This is a genomic window from Pseudomonas syringae, assembly GCF_023278085.1.
In the GTDB taxonomy this organism is placed as follows: Bacteria; Pseudomonadota; Gammaproteobacteria; order Pseudomonadales; family Pseudomonadaceae; genus Aquipseudomonas; species Aquipseudomonas syringae_Q.
Map to the genome: position 1 here is coordinate 1,572,539 of NZ_CP066265.1, position 12,609 is coordinate 1,585,147.

The 12,609-nt window shown below is 59.5% G+C and carries 9 protein-coding genes and 2 pseudogenes; 7 read left to right on the forward strand and 4 right to left on the reverse strand.

The annotated features are described in order from the left end of the window. Window positions 1-3 precede the first annotated feature (3 nt). Window positions 4-735, forward strand: coding sequence for an aspartate/glutamate racemase family protein (locus I9H07_RS07190; protein ID WP_024675271.1), 732 nt, complete (start codon window positions 4-6; stop codon window positions 733-735). A 759-nt stretch (window positions 736-1,494) separates the two neighbouring features. Here I9H07_RS07190 and I9H07_RS07195 read toward each other — a convergent pair. Both I9H07_RS07195 and I9H07_RS07200 read right to left on the reverse strand, forming a co-directional pair. Next, window positions 1,495-2,729, reverse strand: a pseudogene (locus I9H07_RS07195) (zinc-dependent alcohol dehydrogenase). A gap of 105 nt (window positions 2,730-2,834) precedes the next feature. Beyond that, a pseudogene (locus I9H07_RS07200) lies at window positions 2,835-3,739 on the reverse strand (LysR family transcriptional regulator). A gap of 161 nt (window positions 3,740-3,900) precedes the next feature. On the opposite strand from I9H07_RS07200, the gene I9H07_RS07205 reads away from it, so the two are divergent. From I9H07_RS07205 to I9H07_RS07215, 3 genes are read left to right on the forward strand one after another with little or no spacing between them, the layout of a single operon-like run. Next, entirely contained in the window at window positions 3,901-4,791 is an 891-nt protein-coding gene (locus tag I9H07_RS07205; RefSeq protein ID WP_058824966.1) for an NAD(P)-dependent oxidoreductase, read from the forward strand. Between the two features lie 3 nt (window positions 4,792-4,794). Then, window positions 4,795-6,312, forward strand: a complete 1,518-nt coding sequence (locus I9H07_RS07210) for an aldehyde dehydrogenase family protein (protein WP_058824965.1) — start codon at window positions 4,795-4,797, stop codon at window positions 6,310-6,312. Between the two features lie 4 nt (window positions 6,313-6,316). Next, the gene (locus I9H07_RS07215) at window positions 6,317-7,474 is read left to right on the forward strand and encodes a M20 aminoacylase family protein (RefSeq protein WP_236424166.1); all 1,158 of its coding nucleotides are present in this window, start codon (window positions 6,317-6,319) and stop codon (window positions 7,472-7,474) included. A 175-nt stretch (window positions 7,475-7,649) separates the two neighbouring features. On the opposite strand, the gene I9H07_RS07220 is transcribed toward I9H07_RS07215, so the two are convergent. Further along, window positions 7,650-8,576 carry a LysR substrate-binding domain-containing protein gene (locus I9H07_RS07220; protein WP_236424164.1) on the reverse strand — a complete coding sequence of 309 codons (927 nt, stop codon included), beginning with the start codon at window positions 8,574-8,576 and terminating at the stop codon, window positions 7,650-7,652. A 150-nt stretch (window positions 8,577-8,726) separates the two neighbouring features. Here I9H07_RS07220 and I9H07_RS07225 point away from each other — a divergent pair, with 150 nt between their 5' ends. After that, on the forward strand, window positions 8,727-9,509 hold the full coding sequence (locus tag I9H07_RS07225; RefSeq protein ID WP_058393075.1) for a YqcI/YcgG family protein: 783 nt from the start codon (window positions 8,727-8,729) through the stop codon (window positions 9,507-9,509). 6 nt (window positions 9,510-9,515) lie between these two features. After that, a complete protein-coding gene (locus tag I9H07_RS07230; RefSeq protein ID WP_058393076.1) occupies window positions 9,516-10,151 on the forward strand; it encodes a LysE family translocator in 636 nt (211 codons plus the stop codon). 31 nt (window positions 10,152-10,182) lie between these two features. Here the strand turns inward: I9H07_RS07230 and I9H07_RS07235 are convergent, their stop codons facing one another. Next, window positions 10,183-11,559, reverse strand: coding sequence for an L-serine ammonia-lyase (locus I9H07_RS07235; protein WP_058393077.1), 1,377 nt, complete (start codon window positions 11,557-11,559; stop codon window positions 10,183-10,185). A gap of 129 nt (window positions 11,560-11,688) precedes the next feature. Between I9H07_RS07235 and I9H07_RS07240 the strand changes: the two genes are divergently transcribed. Next, window positions 11,689-12,600, forward strand: coding sequence for a LysR substrate-binding domain-containing protein (locus tag I9H07_RS07240; protein ID WP_024673018.1), 912 nt, complete (start codon window positions 11,689-11,691; stop codon window positions 12,598-12,600). Window positions 12,601-12,609 lie beyond the last annotated feature (9 nt).

The window sequence follows — 12,609 nt, forward strand, 5'->3', positions numbered from 1 at the left end:
ACGGTGCGTATTCAAGTGATCAATCCCAACACCAGCGAAGCCATGACCCACAAGATCGGTCTGGCGGCGCAGGCCGTGGCGCGGCCTGGCACGCAGATCCTCGCGTGCAGTCCGGAGGATGGCCCGGTGTCTATCGAAGGTCATTTCGACGAAGCCATCGCCACCCTGGGTGTGCTTGAAGAAATACGCAAAGGCCGCGAGCAACACGTCGATGCGCACATCATTGCCTGTTTTGGTGACCCTGGCCTGCTGGCCGCACGTGAGTACGCCAGCGCCCCGGTCATCGGCATCGCCGAAGCGGCTTTTCACATGGCCAGCCTGATTGCCACCCGTTTTGCGGTCGTCACCACGCTGACCCGCACACGCATTATCGCTGAGCACTTGTTGCAGCGTTATGGTTTCAGTGAAATGTGTACGTCGGTGCGCTGCATCGATCTGCCCGTGTTGGCGCTTGAAGAGAGCGGGTCCGAGTTGATCGAACTCATGGCCGAACAAGCGCTGGTCGCCCGTGATCAGGAAGGTGCCAGCGCTATCGTGCTCGGCTGCGGCGGGATGGCCGATCTGGCCAGGCAACTGAGCGAAGCGATTGGTCTGCCGGTCATCGACGGCGTGGCGGCGGCAGTGAAACTCGCCGAGTCGCTGGTGGATCTGGGGCTGACCACCAGCAAGCACGGCGACCTGGCCGACCCGATCGGCAAACCGTTCAAAGGCCGGTTTGCCTATATGAGCCGGTGACCAGTGAAAGCGCAGCTTCGCGCTTAGCGCTACACACAAACTCTGGAGAACAGGAAATACGTGCCTTTCAGGTTTCTGCCCGCCGGGCGTAGGAGCGAACTTGTTCGCGAAGGGGGCGGCATGAGCGATGAAAATACATCGCCTGAAATACCGTTCGCGAACAAGTTCGCTCCTACGGCCCTGGGCCAGAATCAAAAGCGAGCTTGCACCTCACATGGCTGGCACCACAATGGTGTTGCCTATATGAGCCGGTGACCAATGAAAGCGCAGCTTCGCGCTTAGCGCTACACACAAACTCTGGAGAACAGGAAATACGTGCCTTTAAGGTTTCTGCCCGCCGGGCGTAGGAGCGAACTTGTTCGCGAAGGGGGCGGCATGAGCGATGAAAATACATCGTCTGAAATACCGTCCGCGAACAAGTTCGCTCCTGCGGCCCTGGGCCAGAATCAAAAGCGAGCTTGCACCTCACATAGCCGGCACACCACCACCGACCAGGGCTTCAGTCGTGTCGTCTGGCACCACAATGGCGTTGCCTATATGAGCCGGTGACCCGTGAAAGCGCAGCTTCGCGCTTAGCGCTACACACCAATTCTGGAGAACAGGAAATACGTGCCTTTCAGGCTTCTGCCCGCCGGGCGTAGGAGCGAACTTGTTCGCGAAGAGGGCGGCATAAGCGATGAAAATACATCGTCTGAAATACCGTTCGTGAACAAGTTCGCTACTACGGCCCTGGGCCAGAATCAAAAGCGAGCTTGCACCTCACATAGCCGGCACACCACCACCGACCAGGGCTTCAGTCGTGTCGTCTGGCACCACAATGGTGTTATTGCCCGGCGTCAGGATGACCTTGCGGCAATCCTCTTCCTTCTTGTCGAACAGCTTGTAGCCCTTCGCCGCATCTTCCAGTGACATCCGGTGCGTGATGATGGCTTCGGGTTCCAGGCGGCCCGCTTCGATGTGCTCCAGCAATTCAGGCATGAAGCGATGCACGTGGGTCTGGCCCATTTTGAAGGTCAGGCCCTTGTCGAACGCATCGCCGAACATGAAGCCGTGGATGAACCCGGCGTACACGCCCGGCACACTGACCACGCCGCCACGTCTTACCGCCGCGATGCACTGACGCAGGGCCTTGCCGCTGCTGCCTTCGAGTTTCAGGGTGGCAAGAATGGTTTCCGTCGTGCTGCCCTTGGCCTCGAAACCCACCGCATCGACCACGCCATCCACACCACGCATGCCGGGTGTCTGGCGAATGATGGTGTCGGCCGGATCATCGTCTTCATCGAAATTGATCGGGATCACACCGTAGGTTTTCTGCGCATAGGCAAGGCGATACGGGTGGTGATCGACCATGAAAATCTTCTCGGCACCCAGCATTTTCGCGCACGCGGCGCTCATCAGACCCACCGGGCCCGCACCGTAAATGGCAACGCTCGACCCTTGGCCGATGCCGGCATTGGTCACGGCCTGCCAGGCGGTGGGCAGGATGTCGGAAAGGAACAGCACCTTCTCGTCAGACAGCGTACCCGGCACCTTGAACGGACCGACGTTGGCCTTGGGCACCCGCACATATTCAGCCTGGCCGCCGGGAATGCCGCCGTACAGATGGCTGAAACCAAACAATGCTGCGCCTGGCGGAATGGACTTCTTGTTCATGATCGCGCCACGCCCGGTATTGGTGGTCTCGCAGGCGGCGAACAGATCGATGTCACAGAAAAACAGCTGCCGCAGGCAATAACAAACGGGATCACCACGCGATCGCCTTTGGCCACGGCCGTGACGGCCGAGCCTGTTTCTTCTACGACCCCCATGAACTCGTGACCGAAAATGTCGCCGTGTTCAACCGTAGGGATTTTGCCGCGATACAAGTGCAGGTCGGAACCGCAAATAGCGGTGGCCGTTACGCGCAGAATGATGTCATCCGCTTGCTCGATCACAGGGTCCGGCACTGTATCGACCTTCACACTGTTCGCGCCGTGGTAAGTCAAAGCTCTCATGGTTAATCCTCAGTGGTAGCAGAAAATTCCGATCCGTTACTGAAGATGAACCATGAGGTTTTTGTTGGTTCAGCGCGATTGCTCGACGCGGGGACTAACGGTAAGTCAGTTGCGGAACGCTGTCATGTCCTGCAACAGCATGCCCATCAGCCGATTGGCACCAACACTCAGTTGACGGCCCAGACGGCTGATCAGGTGCGTCTGCGGGCTGCTGAATACTTCATGTTGCAAGGGCAGGGCGCGCAATTTTCCAGACTTTATCTCCTCTTCCACCACGAAGGTCGGCAGCAAGGTAACGCCGCCCTGCATGGCAAAATGCTTGAGCATGGCGAAGGTCTGCAGGTCAGCGTAGGCTGCACTGTGATGCCCAATTGATGCTCGGCTTGCAGGAGAATCTGGCGAATGCCGTAAGACACTGCTGGCAGCGCGACGCGGTAATTTTCGAGTGCTCGCAGCTCTATCGGACCTGGTTCATCAGTCAGCGGATGATCGGGGCCGGTGATCACACACACGGGCTGACGCTGATGCGCGTGCGAGCGGATTTTCGGGTCGGCCGCCGGGTTGAACACCAGACCGATGTGCGCTTCGTCCTCGACCACCTGGCGGATCACTTCGTTGCTGCCGCAGACGTTCACGATCAGTTCGATTCTGGGATAAAGCTCGGAAAACCGGGCCAGCGGTTGCGCCAGGCTTTCCAGAAACCCTTCCCCGGAGACCAGTGTTACCGAGCCGCTGTGCAAGCCTTTCAGCGCCTGGATCGAGTCCAGCAGCACCTCCTGTTGCGTCAACCGCTGGCGGTAATAAGCCAGCACCTTATCGCCAGCCTCGGTCGGCTTGACGCCGCGTCGATGGCGCTCCAGCAGCGGCGAGCCCAACTCCTGTTCCAGCTGGGCGATCTGACGGCTGACCGCCGAGGGAGCCACGTTGAGGTAGTCGGCCGCAGCCCGAACACTGCCCAGGCGCACCGCTTCGAAGAAATACAGGATGCGTCGATCTTGCACGAGGCTCATGAGGGCTTCCAGTGTTGCGTTAAAGGCAACATAAATTCGATTTCTGGATTATTGCTGAGAGGGGAGAGCGCTGTCCATACTCGGTTCATCAGCACAACGCAGCCCTCAAGCGGCTGCCGGCAGCCTCCCTGAATTCCTACAAAACTAATCGAGATGCAGACATGACGTTGAGAACAGGTGTGATCGGATTGGGCAACATGGGCGGCGGCATGGCCGCCACTCTGGCGAGCAAGGGTTTTGATGTCAGCGGCTTCGACCTGTCGCAGGCGGCACTGGCCCTGGCCGAGAGCAAGGGCGTCAAGCCGGTCGCCGACCGTCAGCAGCTGATTCAGAGCGTCGACATCCTGATCCTGTCACTGCCCAAAGCCGAGCATGTGGAGTCGGTCTGTCTAGGGGAGGGCAGCATCGCCGAGTTCGGCCATAAAGGGCTGATCGTGGTCGACACCACCACCTCAACGCCGGAAATGAGCCGCAAGGTTGCCGCTGAACTGGCAAAAGCCGGCATCGCGTTCATCGATGCCCCGGTGTCAGGCGGTCCTAAAGGCGCAGCCACCGGCACCATGTCGATGGTTATCGGCGCTGAAGACGCAGACCTGGCGCGTGCCATGCCAGTGCTGGAAGGCATGAGCGGCACCCGCGTGCATGTCGGACAATGTGGCGCGGGCAACGTCGCCAAGATCGCCAACAACATGCTAGCTGCCTGTCACCTGATCAGCACCGCCGAAGCGGTCGCGATGGCAGCGCGTGCCGGTGTCGACCCGGAAAAACTCCTGCAAGGCCTGAACGCCGGTTCCGGGCGCAGTGGCGCCACGCAAGTTATGTTCCCCACCTGGGTCCTCAACAAAGCGTATGACTCGGGCTTCACCATGGGCCTGATGCGCAAGGACGTGGGCCTGGCCAGTGATCTGGCAGACAGCCTCGACATGGACCTGCCGCTGTCGCGCGTGGTCGCGCAATTGTGGCAAGCCAGCAGCGAAACCCTGGCAGATAACGAAGACTTCTGCGCCATCGTGCAACGCACCGATGCCAAACTTTACGGTCATGGAGAATAAGTGATGAGCACTGCAAAAATCCTCGAACTGATGCGCCCTTACTGGGGCGATCGCAGTGTTATCGCCAGCTACGTCGGCGGCCGGTTCATCGAAGGCCACGGCGCGCCCGTCGAAGTGCGCAATGCCCATGACGACAGCCTGCTGCTGAGTTTTCCGGACGCCGACGAGTCGTTGGTTGAAGTGGCCGACAAGGCCGCCAGGGCTGCGCAGCAACAATGGTGGGCGTTGACCGCTCAGGCGCGTGGTCGCGCCATGTATCAGGTGGGTAATCAGATTCGTGACGAGCTGGAAAACCTCGCGCAGATCGAATCCCTGACCGCCAACAAGCCGATCCGCGATGCCCGCGTCGAAGTGCTCAAAGTCGCCGAGATGTTCGAGTATTACGCCGGCTGGGCGGACAAACTGCACGGCGAAATCATTCCGGTGCCGACCACCCACCTCAACTACGTGACCTACGAACCGCTGGGCACGGTGCTGCAGATTACGCCGTGGAACGCGCCGGTCTTCACCTGCGGCTGGCAGATCGCCCCGGCGATTGCGGCCGGTAACGCGGTCATCCTCAAGCCGTCGGAACTGACGCCGCTCAGTTCGCTGGTGGTCGGCGTGCTGATCGAGCGTGCGGGCGTGCCGAAAGGGCTGGTCAACGTGATTGCCGGGTTCGGCCATTCCATCGGCCAGGCGTTCATCGCCAAGGCAGACATTCGCAAAGTGGTGTTCGTCGGTTCGCCTGCGACCGGTCGGCATATTGCCGTGGCTGCGGCGCAGCGCTGCATTCCTGCGGTACTGGAACTGGGCGGCAAGTCGGCCAATATCGTGTTCGACGATGCCGACCTGGAGGTCGCGCTGCGTGGTGCCCAGGCCGCCATTTTCTCCGGTGCCGGGCAAAGCTGTGTGTCCGGTTCACGCCTGCTGGTGCAGGAATCGATCTTCGAGAAATTCACCAACGCGCTGGCCGTCGCCGCAACGCAATTCAAGGTCGGTGACCCGAGCGATCCGGAAACCCAGATTGGCCCGATCAACAACGCCAAGCAGTACAACCATGTGAAAAGCATGGTCGAGCGGGCGCTGCAAGATGGCGCCAGGCTGGTTGGCGAGCAGGCTGATCCGATCCCGGACATACCCGGTTATTACATCAACCCTACGGTGCTGGCAGGTACTAACGACCTGTATTGCGCGCAGGAAGAAATCTTTGGCCCGGTGGTGGTGGCGATTCCATTCAAGGACGAAGAGGACGCGATCCGCATTGCCAACGACAGCCGCTTCGGCTTGGCCGGTGGCGTCTGGACCCGTGATGTCGGCCGCGCTCACCGCGTTGCAAAACAGGTACGTGCCGGGACATTCTGGGTCAATGGTTACAAGACTATTCACGTCAGTTCGCCGTTCGGCGGCTATGGTGAAAGTGGTTATGGCCGCTCTTCCGGTCTGGATGCTCTGCGCGAATACAGCGAAGTGAAGAGCGTCTGGGTCGAAACCGCCGCCAAGCCGGCCGCCAGTTTTGGCTACGGCGCGAGCCTGGAGTAAATAAATGCCCATTTCAAAGACACTGATTGACGAAGCAACCGTTTGGCGCCGCACCCTGCACGCCGCGCCTGAGCTGGGGTTTCAGGAGCTGAAAACCTCCGACAAGGTGGCTGACCTGCTCACCGGTTTTGGCCTTGAGGTGCATCGCGGGCTGGGGGGCACTGGCGTAGTTGGCACTCTGCGCAATGGCGACGGCCCGGCCATCGGCATTCGTGCCGACATGGACGCTTTGCCGATTCAGGAACTGGGCGACAGCGCTCACAAGTCGGCCCATAAAGGCTGCATGCATGCCTGCGGGCACGATGGCCACACCGCGATTCTGCTGGCCACCGCCCGGCATTTGTCGGAAACCCGCCGGTTTCGCGGCACGGTGCATGTTGTCTTCCAGCCGGCCGAGGAAAACCTCGGCGGCGCGCAACGCATGATCGACGACGGCCTCTTCGAGCGCTTCCCGATGGAGGCTATCTACGGCCTGCACAACTGGCCGGGTGTACCTGCCGGCAAGGTAGTGATCAATCCGGGGCCGATGATGGCCTCGCTGGACACCTTTGAAATCACCCTGACCGGCAAGGGCAGTCATGCAGCCATGCCGGACAAGGGCAATGACCCGATTGTGGCGGCTGCCGAACTGGTGCTGGGGCTGCAAACCATCGTCTCCCGGCGTCTCTCGCCACTGGATTCGGCAGTGGTCAGCATTACCCAGTTCAATGCCGGTGAGGCCATCAACGTGATTCCGGAAACCGCCGTGTTGCGCGGTACGGTGCGTTGCCTGCAAACGCCGGTTCGCGAGAAGGTCCAGCAACTGATCGGCGAATTCGTCGAGCGTCTGCCGACGGCATTCGGCGTGCGTGGCGAGCTGGTCTACAACGTCGGTTATCCGGTCACCGAAAACCACACTGAGGCCGCCGCCACGATTCGTCGCGCAGCGGTTGCAGCGGTGGGCGAGGCCAACGTGCAATGGGGCTGCAACCCTTCCATGGCCTCCGAAGACTTTGCTTTCATGCTGCATGCGTGTCCGGGGGCGTACATCTGGATGGGCGTCGACGGCGAGAAACCTTCGGCGGCACTGCACAACCCGTATTACGACTTCAACGACCAGGTCATCGAGCCGGGTGTAGCGGTGTGGACGTCGCTGGTGGAGCAGTGTTTGCCGGTGAGTTGAGTTCCCATGCTGGAATGTGCGGCAAGAATCTCAACTATCGTGCCGATGCTCCGCGTCGGCATGCCGTTCTGGACGCTCCGCGTCTTCTTTGCGACGCAGAGCGTCGAGAAATGCGTTCCCACGCTGGAGCGTGCGGAACGATAGGTGTCAGGCCTTTCAGTATCAGCGCTGCGCGTCAAGGCGCTGCAAGCAATTGCACTGCAATGCCGGATATATCAGGCAGGCAGGTCAAAAGATGGTCGCGAAGCTCCAGTACCCGCTGGCGCTTGAAGCTGTCCTGTAACCAGACCAGGTAATAGGCGTCGCCGGTGCCGACCGCTGAATCGAAGGGCAGAAACACTTGCCCCTCGTTCAGATCATCAGCGACCAGAAACAGATCGCCAATCGACACGCCGTGGCCTCTGACCGCAGCGGTAATACCCTGATCGAGGGTGTCGAACACTTTCCCTTTGCTCAGCGTCACCTGACCCGCGAGGTCCATCCGGTTCAGCCAGCGCCGCCAGTCCCTGCGGTCGGTGGACGGGTGAATGAGCTCAGCCGCCTGCAGCCGCTCGGGTCCCCACGCTTGCTCTCTCAGGGTGTCTGCCGAACAGATCGGAATCAGCCACTCATCGAACAGTTTGCAAGTCTCGACCTCGGCACCGAAGTTGCCGTTACCCAGCAGAATCGCGCAGTCGTAAGGCTCCGAATAGAAGTCGACGCTATCAAAGTCCATCCACACACTGGACAGCTGAACCGGCAGGGCGGGCGCAGGCTGTTTGAACGATTCCAGTGCGTGCAGCAACCAGCGCATGGTCAGGGTGGACGGTGACTTGAGGCGCAGATTGGCGCCTTGGCCGCGAAACGGCTGGCACGCGTCTTCGATGATCCGGAAGCCGATCTTGAGCTGGCTGGACAGCCGCCGACCTTCATCACTCAACGAAAGCCGCGGGCCGTTACGCTCGAACAGCCGACAGCCGAGGGTTTCTTCCAGGGTGCGAATATGGCGGCTGATCGCGCTCTGGGTGAGCGACAATTCCTGCGCAGCACGGGTAAACGAGCATGATCGAGCCGCTACTTCAAAGGCTCTCAGCGCGTAAAGCGGCGGGATTCGTTCAGTCATGTGATAACTAACCATGATTATTTGTCATAGTAGGTTACACCTTTTTCCATTTTTCCGCGCTCGCGTCTGCGGTCAGAATCGCCGGCTCGTCACTGTCGTAAAAAATCAACAATAAGGCGGTGTTCTTATCTGCTGCGCGCGTGAGGGAATATGCTGCCCAAGTCCGAAATGCTGTTGCGTCAATCGATGGTAAGACAGTTGCTGGCAAGTGATACCGCTGTTGAAATGGGTTGGAAAGTTCAGGCTTACCAGCAGTTCGAACAGGTGCTGAGTGACAAAGGTTTCCCTTGTCTGTTCGGGCGTCGCGCCAACAAGTCCGGAAGTTGTCTGCTGCTGTTCATTCCTTGTATGCACGAACAACAAACGCTGCGCGACGGCATGCAGGCGTACGTCAAGTTCGTCAACGACACGGCACTTGAAGATCGCCTGTTCAACCCGCTGATTGTCATTTTCGAGAAAAACGATTTCAACAGCCTGGCCGAAGAGCAGGCCTATGCGTGGGCCACGCTGCAACATTTGCATGACGGCGACACATCGCCTTGGCCCGCCAAGGCCTGCACTGACCCGGAGAAGTCTGAGTGGACTTACCATTTCGCCGGGCTGCCGATGTTCATCAATATGAGTTTTCCCCGTCATACCGCGATGAAAAGCCGCTCGCTGGGTGGGCACATTGTGTTCGTGGTCAATCCTCGGGAGAACTTTGACGAGGTGGCAAGCGCCGAGACCGAAAGTGGTCGCAAGGTGAGGGAAAAGATTCGTCAGCGAATCGCCGATCACAACAACGGGGTCGTGCCCGAGACCTTGGGATTTTTCGGTGATCGCAACAGCCTGGAGTGGAAGCAGTACCAATTGTATGAAGAAGGCGGGCTGGCGTTGTCCCGTTGTCCTCTGCACATCAACGTCGACAAGACTGACCATTTGAACGAGCGCTGAATACCCATGGATATATCGTTACTGCTGATCTACCTGTTCAGTGTGTTCATGCTGATCATTACGCCTGGACCGGTGGTGGCACTGATCGTCAACACCAGCCTGGCGCACGGGCCGAGGCGTGCGATGCTGACCGCGCTGGGCACTAACTGGGCCTCGTTGGTATTGGTGATGGTCGCGGCATTGATCCTGACGGGCACGCTGTCGGTGAGCGTGAACATGCTCAACTGGATCAGTCTGGTCGGCTGTTTCTTCATCGCTTACCTGTCGGTGCAGGCGCTCGAACAGGCATTGCGTTATGCCCCATCGCAGCCCGAGACAGCGCCGGTGCCGATAAGTAGCAGGCACAGCGGGCTGGTGACGGGTTTTCTGGTAGGGATTTCCAATCCGAAGGACATCATCTTCTTCGTCTCGTTTTTCCCGCAGTTCATTCACGTTACCGAATCGTTCAAGGGCAGCATTGCCTTGTTGTCGGTGCTGTGGATCATTATTGACCTGTCGATCCTGTTCGCCTACATCTTCCTCATGCGCCAGAAACTGGCCTTGAAGTACAAGCGCAAGATCGAGATCGTTTCCAGCGTGACGTTGTTGCTGATCGCCCTGGGCGGGATTTTCTATACGGGTTCGACGCTGTTGAACCATTGACGGTAGAGCTGCTGATAAACGCCTGAGCGGATCAGCACTCGATGAATTTCACTGCCAGCCCGCCGCGGGAGGTTTCCTTGTATTTGTCGTGCATGTCGGCGCCCGTGTCGCGCATGGTGCGGATGGCGTGGTCCAGCGAGATGTGGTGCTCGCCGTCGCCGCGCAGGGCCATTTGGGCGGCATTGATGGCCTTCACGGCGGCAATCGCATTGCGCTCGATGCACGGAATTTGTACCAGCCCGCCGACCGGATCGCAGGTCAGCCCCAGGTTGTGTTCCAGGCCAATCTCGGCAGCGTTTTCCACCTGCTCCGGGGTGGCACCGAGAATCTCTGCCAGCCCGGCGGCGGCCATGGCGCAGGCTGAGCCGACTTCACCCTGACAACCCACTTCGGCACCCGAGATCGACGCATTTTTCTTGCACAAAATGCCGACCGCTGCGGCGCTCAGGAAGAAGCGCACCACGTCGTCATCATTGGCTGTGGGTTTGAATTTCATGAAGTAATGCAGCACCGCAGGCACGATACCGGCCGCGCCGTTGGTGGGTGCGGTGACCATGCGCCCGCCCGCAGCGTTTTCTTCGTTGACCGCCAGGGCGAACAGGTTGACCCACTCCATGGCGCTCAGGGTCGAGCCGATCACGTTCGGGTTGTCGAGGTTTTGCAGATTCTGGTGCAAGCGGTAAGCGCGACGGCGCACGTTCAAGCCACCGGGCAGGATGCCGGTTTCAAGCAGGCCCTTGTCCACACAGGCACGCATCGCGGCCCAGATGACCATGATCTTCTCGCGGATTTCTTCTTCGCTGCGCCAGACTTTCTCGTTGGCCATCATCAGTTCGGAAATGCTCATGCCATGGGTCTTGCACAGTTTCAGCAATTGCGCGCCGCTGAAAAAGTCATAGGGCAAAACAGTGGTGTCGCTGTCCAGCACACCGCTGGCCGCCTGTTCGGCGTCGATCACAAATCCGCCACCCACTGAATAGTAGGTCTGCTCATACACTTCACCGGTCTTGCCGTAGGCGCACAGGGTCATGCCGTTGGGATGGTAAGGCAGGCTTTCGTCGAGCAGGCACATGTCCCGCTCCCAGACGAAGGTGATGGCCTGTTCGCCCGCCAGCATCAACTGGTTGTCGGCGCGCAATGCGTCGATGCGCTGATTGACCTGGCTGGGGTCGATCTGGTCCGGCCATTCGCCCATCAGCCCCATGACCGTCGCCCGGTCGCTGCCGTGACCGATGCCCGTGGCGGAAAGAGAACCGTACAATCGCACCTCGATACGTTCTACGCTAGGCAACCGGTCCTGGTTGCGCAGTTCGGTCACGAACAGCGCCCCGGCGCGCATCGGCCCGACGGTATGGGAACTGGACGGCCCGATGCCGATTTTGAACATGTCGAAGACGCTGATGGCCATCACGGAGGTCCTTCAAGTGAGATGATGCGCGGGAATTTGGTATTCCCCTTTTTCTGGTCCTCATCTTTGGCTTCGGCTGTCGAAACGGCAAACGATTGTTGCTATGCAACGCTTTAGCGGAACTCTTCAATGAGCAGAATCTTCAACGCACAGATGCACGCCTGGTTACAGGTCTTCGCCTGTGCCGCCCGACATCTTTCATTCACCCGTTGTGCGGAAGAGCTGCACGTCACTCCAGGTGCCATCAGCCAGCAGATGCGCCAGCTTGAAGAGCGTCTGGGCTTCGCGCTGTTTCATCGGGTCGGGCGCGGGCTCGAACTGACGGCGGAAGGTCAGCGTCTGGCGGTGGTCGCCAACGAAGTGCAGAGCCGCATCAGCGAAGAGTTGCGCCTGCTGTATTCCGGGCGCATCGGCGGGGTGTTCAAGCTGCGTTGCATCCCTTCGTTTCTCAGCAAATGGCTGATGCCGCGCCTGCCACGTTTACAGGAAGCGTTTCCGGACATCCAGTTACGGATCATCGCCGAGGACAGCAGCGGTTCGTTGCGCGATGACGACTTTGATCTGGCCATTGACCTGAATGACGGCAGCTATCCGGGCCTGTCGACTACGCCGTTGCTGGAAGAAGAGCTGTTTGCGGTCTGCTCGCCGAGCCTGCTGGTAGGCAAGCCGCCGCTGGATACGCCCAGCCAGCTGGTGCACTTTCCGCTGCTGCATGACATCACCGCCTGGCGCGGCAGCTATGAATACGCTGAGTGGGAATTTTACCTGACCGCTATCGGGGCGGACGGGATCGATGTGCGGCGTGGCCATACCTTCAACCGCAATCACCTGACCATCGACGCCGCACGCATGGGCATGGGCGTGGCCATTGCTCGCAAGGCGCTGATTACTGATGAGCTGGAACAAGGCTTGCTGATCGTGCCGTTCGGCCATCCGATCAAGGCCAGAAAGAAATACGTTCTGGCCTATCGCGAGGGCGCGCTCAGCACCCCGTCACGTCGCGCAGTGCATGACTGGCTGGTGAACGAGGCGCTGGGATAGTTGAACCCG

Excerpts from the sequence above, each read along its gene's own strand:
- I9H07_RS07205 (WP_058824966.1), top strand. The coding sequence starts at position 3,901 with ATGACGTTGAGAACAGGTGTGATCGGATTGGGCAACATGGGCGGCGGC.
- I9H07_RS07210 (WP_058824965.1), top strand. The coding sequence starts at position 4,795 with ATGAGCACTGCAAAAATCCTCGAACTGATGCGCCCTTACTGGGGCGAT.
- I9H07_RS07215 (WP_236424166.1), top strand. The coding sequence starts at position 6,317 with ATGCCCATTTCAAAGACACTGATTGACGAAGCAACCGTTTGGCGCCGC.
- I9H07_RS07220 (WP_236424164.1), bottom strand. The coding sequence starts at position 8,576 with ATGACTGAACGAATCCCGCCGCTTTACGCGCTGAGAGCCTTTGAAGTA.
- I9H07_RS07225 (WP_058393075.1), top strand. The coding sequence starts at position 8,727 with ATGCTGCCCAAGTCCGAAATGCTGTTGCGTCAATCGATGGTAAGACAG.
- I9H07_RS07230 (WP_058393076.1), top strand. The coding sequence starts at position 9,516 with ATGGATATATCGTTACTGCTGATCTACCTGTTCAGTGTGTTCATGCTG.
- I9H07_RS07235 (WP_058393077.1), bottom strand. The coding sequence starts at position 11,559 with ATGGCCATCAGCGTCTTCGACATGTTCAAAATCGGCATCGGGCCGTCC.
- I9H07_RS07240 (WP_024673018.1), top strand. The coding sequence starts at position 11,689 with ATGAGCAGAATCTTCAACGCACAGATGCACGCCTGGTTACAGGTCTTC.